Origin of the sequence: Paenibacillus donghaensis, from assembly GCF_002192415.1 — a bacterium.
GTDB classification, from domain to species: domain Bacteria; phylum Bacillota; class Bacilli; order Paenibacillales; family Paenibacillaceae; genus Paenibacillus_AQ; species Paenibacillus_AQ donghaensis.
The window spans coordinates 171,266-193,826 of record NZ_CP021780.1 but is presented as its reverse complement, the minus strand read 5'-3'; the positions used below and the strand labels follow the sequence as shown (position 1 = coordinate 193,826).

The 22,561-nt window shown below is 48.1% G+C and carries 12 protein-coding genes and 4 tRNA genes; 1 reads left to right on the top strand and 15 read right to left on the bottom strand.

The window, feature by feature from the left end; all coding sequences use genetic code 11:
* Genes B9T62_RS00815 through B9T62_RS00805 form a run of 3 tightly spaced genes read right to left on the bottom strand, consistent with a single transcriptional unit; the run spans position 1 to position 11,112 of the window.
* Entirely contained in the window at positions 1–7,956 is a 7,956-nt protein-coding gene (locus tag B9T62_RS00815; protein WP_169834304.1) for an HAD-IIIC family phosphatase, read from the bottom strand.
* A 13-nt stretch (positions 7,957–7,969) separates the two neighbouring features.
* On the bottom strand, positions 7,970–10,342 hold the full coding sequence (gene fabD / locus B9T62_RS00810) for an ACP S-malonyltransferase (RefSeq protein ID WP_087913534.1): 2,373 nt from the start codon (positions 10,340–10,342) through the stop codon (positions 7,970–7,972).
* The gene (locus B9T62_RS00805) at positions 10,339–11,112 is read right to left on the bottom strand and encodes a 4'-phosphopantetheinyl transferase family protein (protein WP_087913533.1); all 774 of its coding nucleotides are present in this window, start codon (positions 11,110–11,112) and stop codon (positions 10,339–10,341) included. The genes fabD and B9T62_RS00805 overlap by 4 nt, the downstream gene beginning before the upstream one ends.
* Before the next feature lie 372 nt (positions 11,113–11,484).
* Here B9T62_RS00805 and loaP point away from each other — a divergent pair, with 372 nt between their 5' ends.
* Complete coding sequence (gene loaP, locus B9T62_RS00800) at positions 11,485–12,057, top strand: antiterminator LoaP (RefSeq protein WP_087913532.1); 573 nt, start codon at positions 11,485–11,487, stop codon at positions 12,055–12,057.
* A gap of 389 nt (positions 12,058–12,446) precedes the next feature.
* Here loaP and ltrA (B9T62_RS00795) read toward each other — a convergent pair whose 3' ends face one another.
* The 12 genes from ltrA (B9T62_RS00795) to B9T62_RS00735 all read right to left on the bottom strand — a co-directional run bounded on the left by ltrA (B9T62_RS00795) (position 12,447) and on the right by B9T62_RS00735 (position 22,534).
* Positions 12,447–13,685 (bottom strand): group II intron reverse transcriptase/maturase, encoded by a 1,239-nt coding sequence (gene ltrA / locus B9T62_RS00795; RefSeq protein ID WP_087913485.1) that lies wholly within the window; start codon positions 13,683–13,685, stop codon positions 12,447–12,449.
* A 543-nt stretch (positions 13,686–14,228) separates the two neighbouring features.
* On the bottom strand, positions 14,229–15,491 hold the full coding sequence (gene ltrA, locus B9T62_RS00790; protein ID WP_087913531.1) for a group II intron reverse transcriptase/maturase: 1,263 nt from the start codon (positions 15,489–15,491) through the stop codon (positions 14,229–14,231).
* 614 nt (positions 15,492–16,105) lie between these two features.
* Positions 16,106–16,188 (bottom strand) — tRNA-Leu (locus B9T62_RS00780).
* 10 nt (positions 16,189–16,198) lie between these two features.
* A tRNA-Glu gene (locus B9T62_RS00775) sits at positions 16,199–16,270 on the bottom strand.
* Between the two features lie 154 nt (positions 16,271–16,424).
* Positions 16,425–17,624: an ABC transporter substrate-binding protein gene (locus B9T62_RS00770; protein WP_087913530.1), complete on the bottom strand. Its 1,200-nt coding sequence runs from the start codon at positions 17,622–17,624 to the stop codon at positions 16,425–16,427.
* Between the two features lie 168 nt (positions 17,625–17,792).
* Positions 17,793–18,494, bottom strand: coding sequence for an ABC transporter ATP-binding protein (locus B9T62_RS00765; RefSeq protein WP_087913529.1), 702 nt, complete (start codon positions 18,492–18,494; stop codon positions 17,793–17,795).
* Between the two features lie 6 nt (positions 18,495–18,500).
* Positions 18,501–19,283 carry an ABC transporter ATP-binding protein gene (locus B9T62_RS00760; protein WP_087913528.1) on the bottom strand — a complete coding sequence of 261 codons (783 nt, stop codon included), beginning with the start codon at positions 19,281–19,283 and terminating at the stop codon, positions 18,501–18,503.
* Positions 19,264–20,220, bottom strand: a complete 957-nt coding sequence (locus tag B9T62_RS00755) for a branched-chain amino acid ABC transporter permease (RefSeq protein ID WP_087920070.1) — start codon at positions 20,218–20,220, stop codon at positions 19,264–19,266. Before B9T62_RS00755 ends, B9T62_RS00760 begins: the two co-directional genes overlap by 20 nt.
* A gap of 15 nt (positions 20,221–20,235) precedes the next feature.
* A complete protein-coding gene (locus B9T62_RS00750) occupies positions 20,236–21,141 on the bottom strand; it encodes a branched-chain amino acid ABC transporter permease (RefSeq protein WP_087920069.1) in 906 nt (301 codons plus the stop codon).
* Positions 21,142–21,664: 523 nt separating this feature from the next.
* Positions 21,665–22,231, bottom strand: coding sequence for a hypothetical protein (locus tag B9T62_RS39840; protein ID WP_169834302.1), 567 nt, complete (start codon positions 22,229–22,231; stop codon positions 21,665–21,667).
* Positions 22,232–22,360: 129 nt separating this feature from the next.
* Positions 22,361–22,449: transfer RNA gene (locus tag B9T62_RS00740), tRNA-Ser, on the bottom strand.
* A gap of 9 nt (positions 22,450–22,458) precedes the next feature.
* Positions 22,459–22,534 (bottom strand) — tRNA-Asn (locus B9T62_RS00735).
* Between the last annotated feature and the right edge of the window lie 27 nt (positions 22,535–22,561).

Genomic DNA, 22,561 nt, shown 5'->3' with positions numbered 1-22,561 from the left:
TTATTGTCGGATCTTTTGGATTAACGAATCGATAGAAATATCATCTGCAAAAAATTGTTCTTTCAGCAAATCCAGAAAATCATCAGGATTCGGGCTGGACAGTGCAGCAGGCTTTACCGGCAACTTCACATTTGCCTGCAGCTGGTCTTTGTAGTTCTTGATGATAAACCGGCTTAACCGGTCTACTGTCGGATAATCAAACAGAATTGCGCTGTTTAATTGAATTCCAAGCCCCTCACCGGTCTGTTTTACAAACATAATCCCGATTATGGAATCCACCCCGTAATCAGAAAAGGCTGCCGCGGTATCGATACTGTCCACTGTTACTTTCAGCGATTTTGATAGCTTGTCAAGAATCACACTCTTCACGTAGGACTCAAGACTTTCGCCTGCGCTTCCGGCTGCCGACGTTACGGCCTCTGCTTTTAATTTACGCTCACCTGCCGCCGTTAGCTGCTGCTTCATTTTTATAGAAGGGTCCGCTGAACCCTTTTTCTCTTGGGATGAGGCACTCTCATTTTGCGGAGACAGCGTTTTGCCGGTTATTGGCTGGCGTATTACGCCATTGCTCTCTGCTGCAATGATCTGCTGGCCTAAACCGCGGGCTGCGCTAGCAGGAAATCCAACATCACAAAAGCCTTCCTCCTCTAGAACAGCCTTCCAGGTTTCTGGATACAAGAGCGGAGCACCCGGTATACGCAAATGCTCATCTTCGTACAACCACCAGCCGTCCAAAAGACCGAATGTCAGTGTTGTAAAAATCATCTTATCCGTGTCTTCATTTAACAGTAATAATCCGCCGGCTTTCAGAACTGCCTTCATATTACGCATGGTGCGGTTCATATTTTTGGTCGCATGCAGGCAATTTGTTGCAATCGCGATATCGTAGCTTCCGGCTTTAATATTTTGATCTGCCAGCGGCTTCTCGATATTGTTTAATTTAAATTGAATATATGGATTATCAGGGCCGTACTTCTCCTTTGCAAACAACAAAAACGCTTTGGAAATATCCGTATAACAGTACTCTACGTATTCACTGTAAGGCTTCAGCTTGGCAAACACCATGGCGCTGGTGCCTCCCGTTCCCGCCCCTACCTCAATAATTTTCACCTTTGTCAAAGGATCGGTCTGAACACGCCGGCGCACGTATTCCACGATTATATTAGCTACCACATTATTGAAATAATCTGACAAGGCATTCCCTTTATAGACGCCTTCCAGCATCTTCATGGAGGATTCCGGAAATAACACGTCTGTGGCCATCACCGTACCCCGCAGAATATCCGGCAGCTTCCGTAAGCAGGCATCTACCAGCCGTACTTTTGTCTGCCAGTTTGCATCACGTAAATAAACATCCTTTGCCGTCTCCCACATGCTCCATACACCAGCTCCATCGCGGAGCTGAGGCTGTTCCGTGGCAATTACCGCATTCCCCTCGCGCCGGATAAAACCTTTTGCCTCCAGCAAGCCCAGGCATTCGTCAACCATGCGGTCAAATTTATCCAGAGTGCCCGTGACTTTACGGAGCGCCTGTGTCTCTATCCGAATCCCTTTACGGTTAAAAAAGCCCATTTCCTGCATCTGCACATACAACAGCTTTACCATCCACAATTGAAGCTCTTCCTGATCATTAATCGCATATAACTCCGGCAATTGATCTTCCATTACAATCTCTTGATTCCACAGCGTCCCTACTTCCGGTCTGGAGTATCTCTCCAGTGCCGAAACAGTCTCCGACTCTTTGCATTTCATTAATTCAAGCACAGGCTCCGTAGCTTTTAAGCAGATGACTTGCCGGACTGTGTCCATCCGCAGCATCGCCGTGAATTGTTCAAAGCAGCTGAAGCCTTCAAACGGCTCAATAAATCCGATATTTTTGCTGAGTGAAGGGTTAAGCTCTGCCGGCATCCAGAATCCCCAGTTGATGATGCCGATAGGAAAAGCTGCCTTCGGCCGCATGTACCTGACAAAGGTATCCGCAAAGGTAATCCCTGATGCATAGGCCGATAAGGTTGCCGCTCCTGAGAAGGAGAAGGCTTGCCCCGACGAAAAATAGCATAAGAAATCCAGCTTTTCCCGCTCGAAGGCTTTATAAAAATGAATGCTTCCTTGTGATTTGACATCTAAGATGTCCTTAAATTCACGTTCGGTTGTTTGGGCAACCGAATTTTCAAATGAAATTACAATTCCGGAGAAGATAGCTCCGTTAATGTTCGGATAATGCCTTTTAATCCGGGCTACCGCTTGCTGCAATTGTTCCAGACTCGTTGCGTCAGCCTGTACATAAAGCGGAGGCTCACCCAGCGCTGCGAATGAATCCAGTTTTTCTTGTACCGCAGGTGACGATTCGGGAGAACGTCCGATCCACACCACTTTGGCCTGATAATTCTGCATCAGATACCTGGTCATTATACCGCCGACTAAGCCGCTTCCTCCTAAAATGACGTAGACGCCGTTCTTTTGCAGTCCTTGCGTTTGTTTGAACCGTTCTGTATCCAGCTTGATGAAGCTTTGTTTATATCTGCGCCCTGAATGGAGCTTTACAACGTCTCCGCGGTCAGAAGCTTCCTCATTAACGATATTTTCCAGCAAGGTGCTTCGCTTTTCCTCTGTTGCAAGATCCTCAGCAGAAATATCAATATTTCTTACCGAAAAACGGTAGTCTCCGTGTGCAATAGAATACGTAAGCCCTGTAACTCCGCCGCCGTAAGGGTTAATCGCTGAATCCGTGATCCGGCAGTTGTCCTGAGTAATGATAAAAGTAGCAATGCGCTTTCCGTCCGTCTCTTTTTGCCGGAGGGCTTTGATAAGCCTCAGCAGCTGAACCTCATTGGCCGACTGGCTTTGTATCAAATCTTCTATGTCAACCGTCGCTGCATAAGACCGGCAGTCCGACAGGGAATACAAGCAATCAATGGAGGCATATTGCCTCAGGCATACCTCAAATCCGTTAATATCATGAATGCCGCACGACCAGCTATTCTCACGGTCCTGCAACTGCTCCGTAAGCTCACTTAACCGGATATGGATCATCTGCGGCTTTGGAAATTTGTTTGAATAATATTCATTCAAAGTTTCGCTGAGCGAAGCCGAGGATTCAGAATCGACAATCAGCACCGTTTGCGGGATATCCTTCCGGACAGGCAGCCGTTCCAGCTCTTCCCACACCGGCACATACATCAGCTCGTCCCACGCCTTCTTCTGTCTGCGCGTAAGCAACTGGCCGATGTGAACAATGACTTCACCGGCCGGGTTCAGTAAGGAAGCCTGTTTCCTGCCCCCATGCTCGTCACGCTGTATATAGGCATATGCGGCAGCCGGCGTTTTTCCGGCTATTCGAACCTCTTTCATGCCTGCGATCTCATCGTTTTCTTCCGAACAATAGGCCTGCAGCTGTAAAGCGCATTCCAGCATAGCCGGGTGAATGCCGTACCCTCTTCCTAACTCGCTCTCTTTCATGCGCAGCTCCGCCAGCAGATCCCTGCCGTTGTCCCACAACCGGGTCACTTGGCGCTGCATCTCATCAAGATGAACTTCAGATTTCGCACACGCTGAATAGAACGTTTCCGGGTCTACCTGGGATAACCGGTCCTCTACAATTGCTGAGATGTCGAAAAATGCCGCCCTGCCCTCGTCCGCACGCACAGTCCCCTTGCTGTAAAGCTTAGGGTCTTCTCCGTCTGACTGGATGCAGAACACATATTGGTGTTCATCCACAGCGCTCAGTGAGAGATACACCCGGGTCTGCACTTCAACGGTAAGCGGTTCCAACAAATCGATGTTCTCAATGACAATATCAGCAGCCCCTGCGGCCTCATCCATCGCTGCACGAACCATTTCTATATAAGCCGCTGCCGGAAGCACGGGCTTGCCGCTCATAGAGGAACTTTGAATAAGGGAATGCCACGGAACCAGAGTCGTTTCAAAGACGAGCCCCGTTCCCAATTTGGCTGTCTTCCGGGAATCGATGCGGTGCAGCAGAGGCTGCAGCAGCGTTGCTGTATGCCCTCCTTTGACAAGCTCATGCTGTGCAGGAAGCCAGTGGCGCGTTTTGGCAAACGGATATCCGGGTAAGCTCATCCGCTGCGGACGCCGATGCATGTACAGACATGGCCAATAGATGTCGGCCCCCATCACCCATAACATCGCTATCCGGGCGTATTCCCTGTCCTTAAGCAGACTCTGCAGAAAGGCCTGATCTGCTTCCCTTTCGCCAAAAAGAAGCTGTCCGGAAAGTGAACTCTGCACAACGCCGGTAACGATTTTACCGGAGCCGGTGCGTCCTTCGGCAAAATCCTCCAGTTGATTGCAAAGCTCCTGCAAAGAATCGAAAATGAATGCCGCACGATATTTGAACTGTTCCCGGCCTACCTGCAAGCTGTACGCCAAAGCAGCTAATTCCGCTTCCTGAAGCCCTTCGTTCTCAATAAAAGCTCTCAGCCTTTCGGCCATCATTTGCAGCGCTATCTCGTTTTTGGCTGACAGGACTACAATGGGAACACGCTGTTCTTTAGTTAATAACACCTCTGTATGCTCATATTCCTCAAGAATAATATGAGCATTGGACCCGCCTGCTCCGAACGAGCTGATTCCTGCCCGGCGCGGTGCCGGACGCGATATACCGTTCGCGTCCATCCATACCGGCCGCCGCCACTCCTCGGCCTTCTGGGGTACATAAAAGGGCGAGGAGGCAAACGGAATCAATGGATTAAGAAGTGATGAATTCAGCGATGGTACTATGGTCTTATGCTTCATTTGCAGCAGAATCTTTATGATTCCTGCGATTGCAGCCCCGGACTCCAGATGACCGATATTCGATTTTACGGACCCCAGCGCGCAAGAACCTGAAGCAACGGAAGCCTCATGATCCGCTTTACACTGCTCGAATGCCTTGGTTAGCCCCCGCACTTCAATCGGATCTCCGAGCGGTGTCCCCGTACCGTGCGCCTCGATATAGCTAACGGTGGATGCGGGTATGCAGGCATTGTTAAGCGCGGCAGCAATCAGCTCCGCCTGGGCATTAGGATTGGGAACAGTGAACCCATTCGTCTTGCCGCCTGAATTCACGGCTGTTCCTTTGATTACAGCATAGATCCGGTCCTGATCTAATTGAGCTTGCTGCAAAGGCTTCAGCAGCAAAGCGCCAATGCCCTCGCCAAAAATCGTCCCTGCCGCATTTGCCCCAAACGGACAGCATTCCTTGTCTCTGGACAGCATTTGCATCTGCGAATATTGAATGTAACGACCCGGATGCAAAAATAAATTGACCCCGCCGACGATGGCACTGCGGCATTCTCCTCTGCGCATACTTTCGTATGCAAGGTGTATTGCCGTGCCGGATGACGAACAAGCCGTATCTACCGCCATACTAGGGCCGATGAAATTCATGAAATAGGATACCCGGTTAGGAATTTGATATAATTCGGCTCCCCGGTATGCGCTGAAACCATGCAAGGCAGCTTCACTTGCGTACAGGCTGTAATCATTAGAAATTACACCGACGAATACGCCGGTATTCGCATCCAGGCTTTTTCTTGTGTAGCAGGCATCTTCCAGTAATCCCCACACGACTTCCAGAAAAATTCGCTGCTGCGGGTCCATACACTCCGCTTCCCTCGGTGAAATGCCAAAAAAGGCATGGTCGAAGCTGTCCACATTCTGGATGAACCCTCCCCATTTGCTGTGGCTCTTGTCCGCGGATTCACCGTTGGGATCATAATACAGATCCGTATTCCAACGGTCCGGAGGAATTTCCGTAATGCAAGGCACACCTTTTAATAAATTCTCCCAGAATTCAGCCATACTGTCTGCCTGCGGAAAGCGTCCGTTAATTCCGACAATGGCCACTTCATAGGGTTCATCCCCGGTATGTTCCGAGTTCCCGCTATTATCTTTAAAATTATGTAAATCATCTGCCGATACGCGCACATCTTCTTTTTCAGTTCCTTCTGAGGCGGCCGCAGGCTGTTCCTCCGCACTGCTCAAGGCGCCGGCAATTTCAGCCAATGATGAATACTCATACAAAAAAGTAGCCGATACATTGGGGTAGCGGTTCTGCAGTGCAGCCGTCAATTCCACAACTTTAAACGAATCGTTCATGTAATTTTCCAAACCGATGTTAGCATCGATGCTTCCGGCCTCAACCGAAAGAATGCTGCCAACCAATTCTTTGATTTCCTCCAGAATATAAGGATATGTGGCTTGCAGCGGAGGAACGGGAGATGCCGGTTGATCCAAGGAACGGGAATCCTCCTTACGCAGATCTAATGTTATTTTTTTCAAAGACGCTGCGCCAAGCCGGTACTCTGCTCCTGACTCCGGCTGGTTAACTTGCGACTGCTCCGGGATTGCTTTCAGAACAAAAGCTATAAAATCACTCACCGGTTTATTCTTGTTGGTCTCTACATACCGGACATCGACATAAGAAAGGCCCTTTTCAAGCGCCAGCTCACCCAATGTCCGCATAATCTGATGCTCTACTCCCCGTCCCAATACGCGGCAGCTCAAGATAAAGGTATCCACCTTCAGGCTGTCTTCCTCAAGCTTGTAAAGAATCATACCAACCAGGCCGTAATCGCCAAAGCGGTCACGCACATGCACAACTTTGCATGTATAGCCCTCTTTATCGAGCAGCAGCTGGATCTCCTTTTGACTGCGGCGGATCGTCGTGAAGTTGAACTGGTTTGTCCGCTTTGTCAGCTGGGATACCCGGGACAAGTGTTTATTTTCCATATCAACAATATCAACTCTAAGATCCAGCTTTTGAAGAAAAGTCTGGAAATCCGCCGACTCCTCAAGCAATGATTTACGCTGCAGATTTTGCTGCGTCATCACAGTTCTTCTGGCATCTTCCGCTGTCACATTAAAATGGTCAAACGCCCAGGTATGCCGGAGCAGCTCTAATCTTTCCTCCTCCTCCGCAGGCCACTGCAGGGTAAGCACCTCAGGACAGCGGGCCTGAACCTCTGCACATTCAACCGGATTGTCGTCAATAAAAATAAAACTGTCCAAGCCCACATTAAGCGACTCGGCCAGCGACCGGAGATTATCGGATTTAAGCTGCCAATTTATGCGGGAATCCGTCAGATCCAACCGCTTCAGCGGAAAATCCCGACGGTTGTCGAACACATGCCAAACATCCTCTTCGTTGTTTTTACTGCATAGACAAAGCAGCATCCCCTGCTCCTTTTGCCGGACAAGAAAATGCTGCAATTCCAATGTCGCACCTTGAACCGCAAGCTTCTGAAAGGCCGATTCGCCGCAGACGCCCGACCATAATGTGTGGTCACAATCCGCCACGATAACTTTGTACGGTTTACTTTGCAGAGAATAATAATAACGAACCAGTAATGTCCCCAGAAAATCATAATACTTGTCTACAAAAGGAATGTGCCCCAGTTTATTGCGGGCCGGGTCATCGATGACTTCAATCCGGTACGAGTCATGATAAGCTTGCGCCCTGATGATATGGATCAGCTCCGATTGGTCAGCCTGATCCTGAAGCTGCTGTTCCAGCTCTGCGAAGCAGGAACGCCAATGCGCTTGCGATTCGTAAGCCTGAGAGGACGGGCAGATCATCAGCAGGGTCTGGCAGGAGGAACCGGTAGCGAAAGCACGCAATGCTTGTACAGCATCGGCTGCGGTAGCCGCCAAAGTTTCTCTCATTTTTTGAAACTGCTCATTTTCCGGCTTCATTGAGGCATAGTCAACGGCAGTTTCATCTTGATAAGGCAGCCAGTCCTCCCACCGGAGCATAACAACATTCAGGCCCGCCTGATTGCTGCGCAGCGCGCTTTCGGCATGAAGCCATTCCTGAAACACCTGATTGTATGCAAGCACTTCTGAAGTGTATGACAGCTGAAGCTTCTTTTGCCAGGAGTCCAACGTTTTTAACACCGGGTTCGCTGTAAAAGTAGCTGAAATCAGAATCCGTTTCACCGCTTGTTCTTCGCTCATTGTGCTCTCTCCTTCACATGTCAGTACGCAGTTCATCAACACTCAAAATGGCGTTCAATTGCTCCTTTAGACGCTGTGCCGCCCCGTCTAACAATAACAGCGCGAGTTCATCCACATGACGGTTTCTCCAGCTTTCGAGCGCCGTACCTTTTAACTCCTGATTTAAGGCGCCCAATGCAGGTCCGCAATGTACCTGGTAATCCACCTTGGATTCCTCGCTGCCCTGCAAAGCTAAACGGCTGGAATAGGTAAAATACCATTTGAACAACATGGCCATTTTCTGCTTTGGATTATTCAAAGCCTGTTCCCATTCCTGCGGAGAGTAGTAGGCCTTTATCTCGGCAAGGACCTGCTCAAAGCTCCGCTTAAAATATTTATCCTGAATTTGCAGCTTCGTCTTCTCATCAATGTCCTCCAGGGAAGCATGCATCCTGTACAAATCGTACAGCTTATTGGCTCTTGACGGAAAAAACACCCCTCTGCGGAGCACTTGAATTTTCGCACCCAGCTCAAACATATCGCCTGCAGGAGCATATTCTGTATCCTGGACGTTGATCTGCTGAAGCATGTCTTTCACTGTGTCACTTGTAGCCGCTTCCACCGTACACTGGTTAATCGATCCCGTTACAATATAGTCAGCTCCCATAATAAAAGCTGCTGCAGCCGCTTCAAGCGTTCCGATGCCGCCGGCTGCCCCCACCCGTATCCGCTTCGGATACCGGTACTTAACCATCATCTCATCCCGTAATTTCCGCATAGCCGGCATTAAGGCGTAGGCCACTCCCCCGTCCGTATGCCCCCCCGAATCCGCTTCGACGGTCAGGTCATCAGCCATCGGCACTTTGCTGAGCCGCTGGGCTTCCTGATTTGTAATCAGCTGCTCTGCCAGCAATTTCGCTACGATCCGTTCCGGAGCAGGACTCAGAAAGACTTCCGCGACCTCTGGGCGGGAGACTTTGGCAATGATTTTATTGGTTGCGGACAATACGCCGCGTTCATCCTGTCTTAGACCCTTTGCGCGATATCTGACTAAGGCCGGAGTAATGCTCAGATAAGCCGAAGCTTCAATCACCTTGACACCGCGTGCAATAAAAAGCTCTGCCAGCTGTTCTTCTTTGCGGGAATCGGATGGCGAGTAGAGAAAATTAAAGCCGTAAGCTTGCCCTTGACCCAGCTCCTTCTGAATGTCGGTAACCGCCGCTTCAACGTCTGCGATGCTCAAGCCTCCTGTACCAAATACACCAAGCATTCCTGCTTTACCCATCCGTATAACCATTTCCTTCGAGGCAATCCCCCGGTACATCGCACCTGACATGTATGCATAAGTTAAGTTGTAATCCTGTTTAAACGCCGTGTCGCCCAGAACCGCGGCCATATGGACCTGCTTTTCCACAGGAGCCTGTGCTTCACACTCCAAAACGGCTACGCTAGACTTGGCCTTTGCACTTTCTTCCTTGGCCGTTCCTCCCGCTTGTGCAGCGGATTCCCGTTCCCCTGGTTTTGACAGCCGCTCCTCTTCGTTAACAATCAGCGGCTCTGCCTCCGCCTGAATACGCGTTATAAGGCCTGTCAGCACCTTGCCCACGCCGATTTCCTCGAACGTCATGTGACCTTTGCCCATTAAATAGCGTATGCTCTCTGTCCACTTTACCGGTTGGGTGATTTGCTCCACCATATTTTCTCGCAATGCAGAAGCAGTGTAAGGCCGGGCCTGTACATTGGAGATGACGGGAATTTTCATATCCAGAAAATGATATTGCGCAAGAAACTCCTTAAACTCCTGCTTCGCCTCCTGCATATAGCGGGAGTGAAATGCTCCGCTCGTTCTCAGGGGAACGAACATCTCGACCCCGTTTGTCTTTTCAAAGACCGTCTGGGCCTGCTCAATATCGGCCTTGGTTCCGGATATGACAATTTGGACGGGAGCATTCAGATTGGCAACATTTATGCCGTCCAGCCTATTCATCAGGAGTGTTTCCCTGATCTTCTCTTCAGTCAGACCAATAACGGCAGCCATTCCTCCGCCGGTTGCCCGGCTCATTAATTCCCCTCTTTTTTTGACCAGCTCCAGGCCTGTTTTGAAATCAAAGGCTCCTGACGCAAACAAAGCGTTATATTCACCCAAGCTGTGACCCGCCACAAAATCAGGCTTTTGCCCCGTATCAATAATCTTCTTGAGGTAGCTCAGCGCATTGACCGTGTATAAAGCGGGCTGGGTAAACTGTGTCTGATTCAGCTTTCCCTCCGGGTCGTTTAAACAAAGCTCCCGGATAGAATAGCCTAATACTTCATCAGCCTGCTTCGTCAATTCGTGGAACTCGTCAAATAAACTGCCGCCCATTCCTTTTTTCTGGGCACCCTGCCCCGGAAATACATAAGTAATCATAGGCTTCTACCATCCTCCATGTAAGATTCATATAAACTTTCAATGCCCTTTCTAATAGCAGCGAGGTTCAAAACCGTTCCTTTCGGGCAGGTGATTGAACAGACAGAGGCACTGCAAATGAAAGAAAATGTTTCATACTGATAAAAATTTTCAAAACTACTGCGGAACACGCCTTCCTCAAATTGAATTTCTTTCAACGCAAAAAGGCTGAATGGGACAGTCAGCCCCGTTTTCAGCACTTTGGATAACGCTTCTTTCGCCGACCAGAACAAGGTGAGCATATGGACAAACGGATGCGGCAACGACTGAATGATACATAATTCGCGGCCCGTCATCTGACTTTGCAGCGCTTCCAGCCTGTCATCAGCTATCTGCTCAATATCTATCCCCATAAGCTGTCTGTCGGAAAATGCAAGGGCTGCCGCGAAATTTGCACAATGCGTGATGCTGACCTGCACGGGCCTCAAATAAACAACCGGCTGCATAAAAACGCCCTGCTCAATGCAAATCCGCTTCAATTCATCCTCCTTCAGGTACCGCGAAGCAGCCTGTTTGGCAGCAAAGCGGCCTGCCAGGTAGCTCTTTATTCTCGGCGCAAACTTGAGCGATTGATAGTAGGTCAATTCTTTGGGATGTAATTGGGCCAAGTTGTCCGGGAGCAGCAGGAATTCATCGAAAAAATAAAAAACATACAACACCGCCTGATCTTCATCTGCCGTTTCTCCCAAGATCAAATGCTCCATCATCATTTCCTTGCAGCCTTGTAACATGATCCCCAGCAACTCTCCTCATCTTCAGCATTATAAAAAGGAACAAAAAAATGCCTACGGCACCTCCCCTGCGGGGAGGTACAATAAGCATCGGATGGTCTTGTCTCATCACCTGACATGTATGGACCTCAAGCTTGCTCAACGCGCCTAAAACGTCGATTAAGTACACTTGAGTTATTGTTCGATTCACTTAGCACTAAACATATATTACAACACTCCATCTATTTTGTAAAGTCTTTGAGTAAATTCATTTTTTATACATAATAATACTTTTTTTAATACAAAATCCTCGCTTCGACATAATTTTTATTTTATTAGTGCTAGTATATCCATAGAAAATGCTAATATCTCCCAAAGAGAGAGGCGAAAGAAATGTCTTGGTATGTTTTATACGTTAAATCAGGCAGCGAATCACAGATAAAAAAATGGATTGAAGCAAAATTCAACAGGAGCCAAATATATAGCGTTATTCCAAAACGTAAAGTTCCCCAGAAAAAAGCAGGCCAGGAATACGATGTAGTAAAGCCCTTATTCCCAGGTTATATATTCGTGGAAACCAAAATGAATTTCTCTACATATTATCAATTAAGGGAAAACCCCCTTATCTATCAAACTTTAAATTATAACAATTTAAAAGATAGAAATATGAGGTCTTTTGATACCATTCTAATAGATGGGCAAGCAGAAACTTTAGACGAATCCTACTTTTTTAAAGAGATACCGATGGAAGAAATGTTTATTGTACTCAATCTCATGCAAAGCAATGACACCATAGAGTATTCCCAAGTCTGCATCGAGGACTCCAAAGTTATTGTAAAATCAGGACCCTTAAAAGGAATGGAACGGTTTATCAAAAAAATCGATAAGCATAAAAAAAGAGCTAAGGTCTTGCTCACAATACTTGGTTCAGAGCTATTGATCGATTTTGGCATAGAATTCCTTTGAATGTTCCTACCGCACTGCCGCAGAAATTCACATCAATGTTCAATAATTTATTGAGAAGATTATGAAAGCGAACTCAACCATCATCGACCGAATCTGTATAAGGTTCTAGTCAGTCGTTTATCAGCTCGCTTACAACCACTGATTCAGAATCGATTATGTTAAAGGGTCATTAACTAATTCCTCGTCGCTTTCAATATGTTCCGTCAACATTTCGTCAACAAGGCAATTTGGTATCATTAGTGTCTGCTTACCAAATAAGAATAATCGAGTAGGAGGGGGCGGCTAGCCCCCGACCTCTCAGTCGAGTAGCCCAAAGGAGTTTCACCTTCAGGCTCTCACAGAACCGTACGTGAACCTCTCGATTCATACGGCTCTTATCATTCAGCCAGTTATGGTTTCATTCCGAGAGCCCAATGTGGAAACATATTGGGCTCTCTTTTTGCAAGTTCTTTCAGCCATTTTTCCGCTCGACTGCGATGTCCCCTGAACCTCTTGTATTTACACATTGCCCATTTGACCAATCTGCGATTTAGACAGTCAATGGTATACTTTACTGCTGATGGATTGAATTTCGTGAAGTAGTTAAGCCAACCTCTGACCATCGGAGATAGCATTTCAGCGATCATTTCAATTTTACTACCGGTATAGCTATGAATTCGCATCGCTTTTATCTTGTCTCTGAATGCTTTGGCTGATTTCACACTCACCGATGGTAGGAAGTTGAACTGCAACCTCCCTAGTCTGTCTTTTATGAACACCCTCCGAAAGGTATATCCCAAAAACTCAAAATCGGTGACTGGAAACTCCTTCACTCTGTCCTTATCCTTGCAGTATACAATCTTGGTTTTCGTTGGATGCAATTCAAGCTTGCATTCCTCTAGTCGTTTCTTGAGTTTTTCCAGAATCTCTTCTGCTTCTGCTTGCGTTCTGCAGTGGATAATGGCATCATCTGCATATCTTTCAAACGGTGCATTTGGATTTGTTCGTTTCATCCACAAGTCAAAAGCGTAATGCATAAACAGATTCGCAAGTACAGGACTGATGACACCACCCTGAGGGGTTCCGCTTTTGCGTTCAATCCATTGACCTTCTGAATTTATGAACGGTGCGTTGAGCCATCTTTCGATATACATCAGTATCCATGATTCGCTTATGTGCTTTCGCACTGCACGCATTAATAATTCATGATCGATATTGTCAAATAGACCTTTGATGTCAAATTCTAAGACATAATCATTTCTCCAGCACCTTTTCCTCGCTTGACCTATTGCATCGATAGCTGACTTGTTTGGACGGTATCCATAAGAGTCTGTATGGAATATAGCCTCTACTCGCGGCTCTATATACATTTTAACTACCATTTGGGCCACTCTATCCCCGACTGTCGGAATGCCGAGTCCTCTTGTTCCACCTGATTTCTTTGGAATCTCGACCAATTTAACCGGTGGAGGGAAATAACTTCCGGAACTCATTCTGTTCCAGATCTTATACAAGTTTCCTTTGAGGTCTTTTTCAAAATCCTTTATGTCCAGACCGTCAATCCCTGCGCTTCCCTTATTCGCTTTGACTCTCTTAAATGCTGTCATAACAACTTGCTTTGAAATGTCAAATGGCTTGCCCTCTTTCATCGAATCCTCCTGTTACAACAGTTGTTCTCTGCTTCGAGCTGAATGATGGTACCCCTTCGCTCCATTGCCATTACAGCAACTTCATTACTATTACGGGTACCTCCGCCCCTGCATCACGCTTTGCTATTTCGACCTCGTCTTTCTGTGACTTGTGTCTTTTCACTTACTATCGTGATGCAGGTTCCTGTGTTTCACATCAGAGCCTGATATGCACTCATGCTGCCTTAATACCGTTTGCCGAGCAGTCAGCCTTCAGGTCTACTTCTGCTCTTATCCCTGTCTAGTGGTGAACAACAGGTTTTGACAAAGCTTTACGTTATCGATACTTCATCGGCAGTTCACTTTCGTTCATCTTTGCATATCCCACATGATTGCTTGTGGCAACCTTTTCCCTAGACGCTCACTACCACAACTCTTAATTGCAGCAGCTTAGGGTTGTTTGACGGGTTCGCCTGACTCGATCCCCGTCGAGGGGCCTTCCTCATCTCTGACGCAACTTTCACAGCACACCACCACCGTACGTACCGTTCGGTATACGGCGGTTCATGAAATATTCCGTAGTGAGTTGTATCTGTCCAATAAGCTCTTGAGTCCATTGGATTCCCAGTATTGGTTATTCAATGCTCGTGACAAAATTGGACTTCCTGCTATTCGCCAATACCCTTTTCGGGTATTTCCCCATTCATAGGCTTTATTCTTAGGCATGCCTAAGGATAGTAGCCTTTTGACTTTGGTTCTCGGGTTCTTCCATTGCTTCCAAAGGCACATTCGTAGCCTTCTTCGTACCCATTTATCCATGTCTTGAAGAACACTTGGTGTATCCGCTAGCGAGAAGTACCCGCACCATCCCATTAGGTATTGGTTTAGTTCCTTGATTCGCTCTTCCATCTTCATCGGTTTCTTTCGAGACGTGATCTCTCGAATTCTGACCTTCGCTTTCTGTAAGGACTGCTTCGCTATTCTCACCTTCGGCTCTTTGTCCACACTAAAACTAAACCCAAGAAATTTCCGTTTCCAGGGTCGGTCTACTGCACTCTTTCCTTGGTTCACCTTGAGTTTTAGCCTTGTCTCGATGAATCGGGTGACGGATGTCTTGACTCGTTCGCCTGCTCTTGGCGTTTTCACGTAGATATTACAGTCATCCGCATAGCGGACGAAGTGGTGTCCACGTTTCTCTAATTCCTTGTCCAACTCGTCCAGTACAATGTTAGATAATAACGGACTCAAAGGACCCCCTTGCGGTGCTCCTTCTAGTGTCGGTTGAACTAACCCGTTCTCCATCACGCCCGATTGAAGGTATTTACGAATAAGTAAAAGGACTTTCTTGTCCTTCACTTTCTCCGAAATCTTCAGCATTAGACGGTCATGGTTGACGCGATCAAAGAATTTCTCCAAGTCCAGGTCGACTACAAATCGGTATCCTTCTTTCATGAATCCTCTTGCTTCCCTTACGGCATCATGTCCCCGCCTTTTGGGGCGAAATCCATAACTGTGCTCGGAAAACTGTGGATCGAACAATGGGGTTAACACCTGGGCGATGGCTTGCTGTAGCATTCGGTCGGTCACGGTAGGAATTCCTAACTTCCTGACACCTCCGCCATTCGGTTTCGGGATTTCGACCCGACGCACGGGGCTAGGTTGGTAGGTTCCTTCTTCTATCGCTTGCCGTAAGGATTGCCAGTTGTGTACGATGTGTTCTCGTAAGGATTTTACGGACATCCCATCTACGCCATGGCTTCCTTTATTGGCTTCCACACGCTTTAACGCTTGTAGAAGATTTTCCCGTGACAGTAACTGCTCCAACATTTTTTTATATACCTCTCTTTACGTGATTTGTACTTTCCTCTTGTGCCAGAGATGAATTCTGCCCTGCCGAAGCCCCACACGGAATTCACCGCTTCCTTCTTCAGTCAGTTCCTTTCGGATATTCTGCTTTCATTACTCATCTTGAACGCCTGGATGTACAAATACCTATTTCATGTTCGGTCCTTCCGCAGCTATTGCAACAGCTTGCGTACTATGACGTCTGCTGACTTCTGTGCGTTCAGCCTGTCCTCACGAACAGGGTTACAAAGTTGTCTTCGTGTTTCGCACAGATCTCCCCAGGTAAGAACGCTATCTTTCCCTCCATCTATTCGCCTCATTTACTTCCGTTCATCTTCGGCAGTAAGGACTTTAACTTGTTATGCAGTCTCATCCAATGAACGTTAGCCTGATATGAGATTCGTGTTCCTCGAACCGGAGGTTTGCCGCCGACTTCCTTCAGATTCCACCTCACGTTGGACACCCTTGTCTTAAGCTAATGGCTACTACTGCCTTCACCATTCGGGACTTTCACCCTATAGATAGCGCCCATGCTGGGCGCACAAAAAAAGCAAAAACCCTTGAATTATCAAGGGTTTTTGCTCATTCAAATATTATGCGGTAGAGAGGACTCGAACCTCCACGGGTATACACCCACTACCCCCTCAAGATAGCGTGTCTGCCATTCCACCACTACCGCATATTTATAATGACCCGTATGGGATTCGAACCCATGTTACCTCCGTGAAAGGGAGGTGTCTTAACCCCTTGACCAACGGGCCATGTTTACAAAACAAGCTCTTGTCACAACAAAAGTGAGTATATCAAACTCGGCGATTTTTGACAAGCATTTTTTCAAAGCTCTATCCACGGACTTAATAGAAACGGCGCGCACACCCTAAATCGGTGCACGCGCCGCAACTATAAATTGATGTCTTAAGGATTAACCTTGGCTTCAAAGGTCTGTTTGCCATCAACGAACTTCAGCACTACCGCGGCTTTAACCGGGTCATGAGTTTCGTTCATAGTAATTTTACCGGTAGCCAGCTGAAGATCCTTGGTTGCGGCCAGCGCATCCTTCAACTTCGCGGCCTCTGTGGAGTCCGCACGGGTAATCGCATCAACCACCAGCTTCACCGCATCGTAGCCAAGTGCAGCCATGCCGTCAGGAACCAGATCACCATTTGCAGCCTTAAATGCATCTACGAAGGTTTTGACTTCCGGTGAACTGTCTTCAGGAGAATAGTGGTTGGACATGAAGGTATTATTAAGCGCTGCTGCTCCGGCAATCTCGGCCAGTTGCGGGGAATCCCAGCCATCGCCGCCCATGAAAGGAACGGTAATGCCCATTTCACGCGCCTGCTTCAGGATTTTACCAACCTCTTCATAATAACCAGGCAGGTAGATTACATCCGGATTCGCATCTTTGATGCGGGTCAATACGGCTTTGAAGTCGGAGTCTTTCTGCTGATAGGACTCTTCATTCAGAATGGTTCCGCCGTTTTTGGTGAAGGTTTCTTTGAAGAAGGTCTGCAGACCTTTGGAATAGTCACTGGAAGTATCGGTATAGATGACTGCAGTTTTGGCCTTCAGCGTATCTGTAGCGAAGTTAGCCATGACTTCCCCTTGGAACGGATCAATAAAGGAAGCGCGGAATACCCACTCGTTCAGATCGCCGGAGCGTTCGTCAACGGTTACCTTCGGGTTGGTGGCGGATGAGCTGACCAGCGGGATCTTTTTCTCCTGGGCAACCGGTACAATACCGAGGGTATTCGTAGAGGTTGTAGCTCCGATGATGGCAACTACCTTATTGGTAGTAATCAGCTTCTGCGCTGCACGTGTTGCCTCTTCTGATTTGGAAGCATTGTCCGCTTCAATCAGTTCAATTTGTTGCCCCAGAACTCCGCCCGCATCGTTAATCTCCTTAACCGCAAGCTTCGCCCCTTTGAGTGCTGAGTCACCGAAGGAAGCCTGGCCGCCTGACAGCTCAAAGTTCGCTCCGATTTTGATGGTACCAGCGGCATTTCCACCAGCAGCTGCGTTGCCCTCCGTGTTGCTCTCTTTGTTGTTTCCGCAGCCCGCTGCCAAGGCGGCAGTCAGTACCGTTGTCAAAATAATGGCCCCGATTTTCTTCATTCTCTTCCAGCCTCCTAGATTAATATATTTATATAAGATGAACTTAAGAATGGAACGGTGGAGTTATTAGAAATCCTGGTGTATAGAGCTTGCTGACAACTCCGAATATAACATTCTTAAGTTCACGTTCTATATAGTATTTCTGTGTTGCAGCGTATGGATAAGACCTTAGTGACCCAGGTAAGCCATCCGGATTTCTTCCGAATCCGCCAATTCCTTGGCATCTCCCTCAAGCACCACTCTGCCTGTTTCCAGAACATAAGCACGGTGGGCAATCTTAAGTGCCTGATGGGCATTCTGTTCTACGAGCAGCACAGTCGTGCCGGCAGCGTTGACCTCCTGAATAATTCTGAAAATATCCTGCACGAGCAGCGGGGCCAGCCCCATTGACGGCTCATCCAGCAGCAGCAGCTTCGGGTGTCCCATCATGGCGCGTCCCATCGCCAGCATCTGCTGCTCACCGCCGGACAAGGTGCCGGCAAGCTGTTTCTTCCGCTCCAGAAGACGGGGGAAGGTGACATATACTTTTTCCAGATCATCATCCAGACTCTTGGCATCCTGGAGGTAGGCCCCTAGCTCCAGATTCTCTTCCACCGACATATTGGCAAAGACACGCCTGCCCTCGGGACAGTGTATCAGCCCCTGCTTAACGATGGATTGTATACTCTGATTCGTGATCGATTTATCCAGAAAATCAATACTGCCCGACTTCGGCTTCAGCAGCCCGGACAACGTCTTCAGCAGCGTGGACTTGCCTGCGCCGTTGGCTCCGATCAGCGTAACAATTTCGCCTTCCTTAACGTTGATGCTCAGGTCTTTGAGGGCGTGAATCGCTCCATAATATACATTGATTCCTTGCACTGTAAGCATAGTCCGCTACGCCTCCTGTCCCAGATATGCTTCGATGACTTTAGGATGGTTCCGAATCTCTACAGGTGTGCCGTCAGCAATCAGCATGCCGCGGTCCAGCACATAAATCCGGTCGCACACCCCCATAACAAGCGACATATCATGCTCAATCAAGAGAATGGTCAGATCAAATTCCTCACGAATCCAGGCGATTAGATTCATCAGATCACGTGTTTCGTTCGGGTTCATCCCTGCCGCCGGCTCATCCAGCAGCAGCAGCTTGGGTCCTGCCGCCAGCGCACGGGCAATCTCCAGACGCCGCTGATTGCCGTAGCTGAGATTGCCGGACAACTCATTCCATTGATCTGCCAGGTTAAAAATCTTGAGAATATCCATAGCCTTCTCTGTAATCTCCTGCTCACCGGAGAAATGCTTCGGCAGGCGGAGCATAGAGGTAAACATCGAATGCTTGGCATGCTGGTGAAAAGCAATCTTCACATTGTCGAGCACGCTCATCGCAGTGAACAGGCGGATATTCTGAAACGTCCGCGCCGCACCCTTGCGGTTAATCCGGAAAGGCTTCATGCCGCCTACGGACTGGTTGGTCAGCATAATGCTGCCGCTGGAAGGCGGATATACGCCTGTCAGCAGATTGAACAGCGTTGTTTTGCCGGCACCGTTGGGTCCGATCAGGCCAATCAATTCGCCTGGATTAATATGAAGCGAAACTTCGCTGAGCGCCTTCAGACCTCCGAAGGAACGACTCGCTTGCTGGACGTCTAGAAGCACATTAGCCGCTGATACTGTCACTTGGCTTCGCCTCCTTTTTGGCAAAAAACTTGAAGGACAGGCCGGCGCTGCCAAGCAGTCCCTTCGGACGGAAAATCATCATTAATATGAGAATCGTCGAATAGATAATCATCCGCAGCTCAGGATATTGCTGCAGCACGGTAAACAACACAGTCAGCACTATAGCGCCCACGATGGCTCCAGCAGTGCTTCCCAGTCCGCCGAGCACAACCATTACCAGGATTTCAAACGACTTCAGGAAGTTGAAGCTGCCTGGATTGATAACATAGAATTTATGGGCAGACAGACCACCCGCCATCCCTGCGAACAAAGCACCCAGCGCAAAAGCGATAACCTTATACAGGGTAGTGTTAATTCCCATCGCCTCAGCAGCAATCTCATTCTCACGGATCGCCAGACAAGCGCGGCCATGGCTGGAGCGGATAAAGTTGTTAATCACGACGATCGTAATCAGGGTGAACAGAAATATAACCGTCCAGGTCGTCTGGGTAGGAATACCGCTGAGCCCGGATGCCCCTCCCACATATTCCGTGTTCAGCAGCACAATCCGGATAATCTCGCCAAAGCCCAGTGTGGCAATCGCCAGATAGTCTCCGTTCAGCCGCAAGGTTGGAATTCCGATCAGTACTCCGAAGAATGCTGCGGCCAGTCCGGCAATCACCAGCGCCAGCACAAACGGCACATCGAAGTTCAAGGTCAGAATCGCAGATACATAAGCGCCAATCGACATAAATCCGGCATGACCGATCGAGAATTGGCCGGTGATCCCGTTAATCAGGTTAAGAGATACCGCCAGCATGACGTTAATACAGATTAGAATCAGCGTAGATTCCATAACATCATCGAAGATTCCCGTTGTTAGAAGAATTTGAATGACACCATATAGCACCATGGCAAGTACAATGCCCAGCCAGAACGATTTGTTTAGTTTCTTCATCTTCATGCTGCCCCCCTACACTTTCTCCCGGACATTTTTACCAAACAGCCCGGACGGTTTAAAGATCAGGATTAGGATCAGTACGGCAAAGGCCACACCATCGCGCCATGAAGAATAACCCAATGAGGATACTTCCGTTTCTACGGTTCCCAGCAGCAGTCCGCCTACCAGCGCGCCTGGAATACTGCCTATCCCCCCTAGAACTGCGGCTACGAAAGCCTTAAGTCCAGGAAGCACGCCCATCATCGGGTCAACGGAATTGTAAGTCATTCCAAAAATAACACCAGCCGCCGCTGCAAGCGCCGAACCGATAGCAAAGGTAGCCGAAATGGTCCGGTCCACATTGATGCCCATCAGCCGTGCCGCTTCCATATCGTAGGAAACTGCCCGCATGGCCTTGCCGATCTTCGTGCGGTGGACAATAAACTGCAGGACGATCATCAGCACAACCGTAGTCCCCAGAATCATGATCTGATTGGAATCGACCTGTACTGTACTGCCAAACAAAGTGTACTGCTTCTTATTGATAATCTCGGGGAAACCCTGTGCCTGCGGGCCGAGGAAGAACACGCCCGTGTATTCCAAAAGGAAGGATACTCCAATAGCTGTAATAAGTACGGCGATACGTGATGCCTTGCGCAGTGGCTTGTAAGCCAAACGTTCAATCGAGATGCCAAGCAGCGCACTGACAGTCATGGAAATGGCAAGCGAGAGGATCAGGACGATAACCGGCGGGAAACCCGCGTTGGCCAAATTTCTGGCACTGAACAGTCCGATAAACGAACCGACCATAAAAACATCGCCATGAGCAAAATTGATCAGCTTGATAATTCCATAAACCATGGTGTAACCAAGGGCGATCAGAGCATAAATGCTGCCTACGGAAATTCCGTTAATTAACTGCTGAATGAAGTACTCCATCGCCATCCCCTTTTCCCCATAATAATCAAAATTCCCCTTTCTCCACCTTACATTCTTTTTCTTTCTGTATGATGTTATTTATATTAACACAGCCCTATATTTACGTCACTAATAAAACCCATTATTACATAAAAAATTCATTATTTAGAGTTAGATAATATAACATAATAAGTAATATATATGGGAGTTTAGCGTTACGCGATGCCTAAAACGATGAATTTCGAAGAAAATCGGAGGAAAAACGAGTTGGAGTGTTTTTGAATTTTTTCCTTTTACAATAGAATACTTTATTTTCGCGTAAATAATATAACATTTGTCTCTTCACAGCTTCTGTACGTCAATTAATTAAAGTGGCAGATCGATCCCTCCCAAACCCTCCCTTCCAAGGGAGGGCCCCAAAGGGTTGCACCCTCTGGACACCGGCAAGTTTGGCGAACAAGTCTGGCGGTACGGTGATTAGGATGCTGGCTGCTGGGAACGCTTATCCCTGCGGGACCGCTTGGACGTTGCTGGGGACGGCGCTCTATCCCTGACGGGATGTCCGCCGGGTGATAAGGTCAAAGGCGGGCTGTTCCTGCGGAATGCGCAAGACCTTAAAGGCAAAGGCCGGCTGTTCCTGCGGATTGCGCAAGACCTTTAAGGCAAAGGCGGGCTGTTCCTGCGGAATGCGCAAGAGCTTAAAGACGAAGGTAGGCTGTTCCTGCGGAATGCGCAAGACCTTTAAGGCAAAGGCGGGCTGTTCCTGCGGAATGCGCAAGACCCTTAAGGCGAAAGCGGGCTGTTCCTTCGGAATGCGCAAGACCTTTAAGACGAAGGCAGGCTGTTCCTTCGGAATGCGCAAGACCTTTAAGGCAAAGGCAGGCTGTTCCTGCGGAATGCGCAAGATCTGATTCAGACCCGGATCAAATTCCTGTAAAAATACAGGAATTTCCTCTACTATTCTCCTTATTCGCTGAATTCCTGCAATAGTACAGGTTTTCTGGCTGCTGCTTCTAAAAACCAGTGCTGATGGTATAAATTCCTGCACTTTTGCAGGCTTTGGGTTCCGAAGAGCGTTTTCGCACGAAAAAAACTGTATAATTGCAGGCATTTAGGGCAGCAGGTGACTATAACGGTCCGTTAAGCTTGAACCAACTAGATTATGCCTGCCCTGCTTCGGGACACGCATACACAAAAAAGCCCCCGGCAACGGGAGCTTCACTTGTAAAGATTAATCGAACGGAGAGAGAGGGATTCGAACCCTCGCACCGCTTACGCAGTCTAACCCCTTAGCAGAGGGTCCCCTTATAGCCACTTGGGTATCTCTCCAAAAAATAATGGCTCCCCGAACAGGACTCGAACCTGTGACAACTCGATTAACAGTCGAGTGCTCTACCAACTGAGCTATCAGGGAACAATAATTATGTGAACATGAAATAAT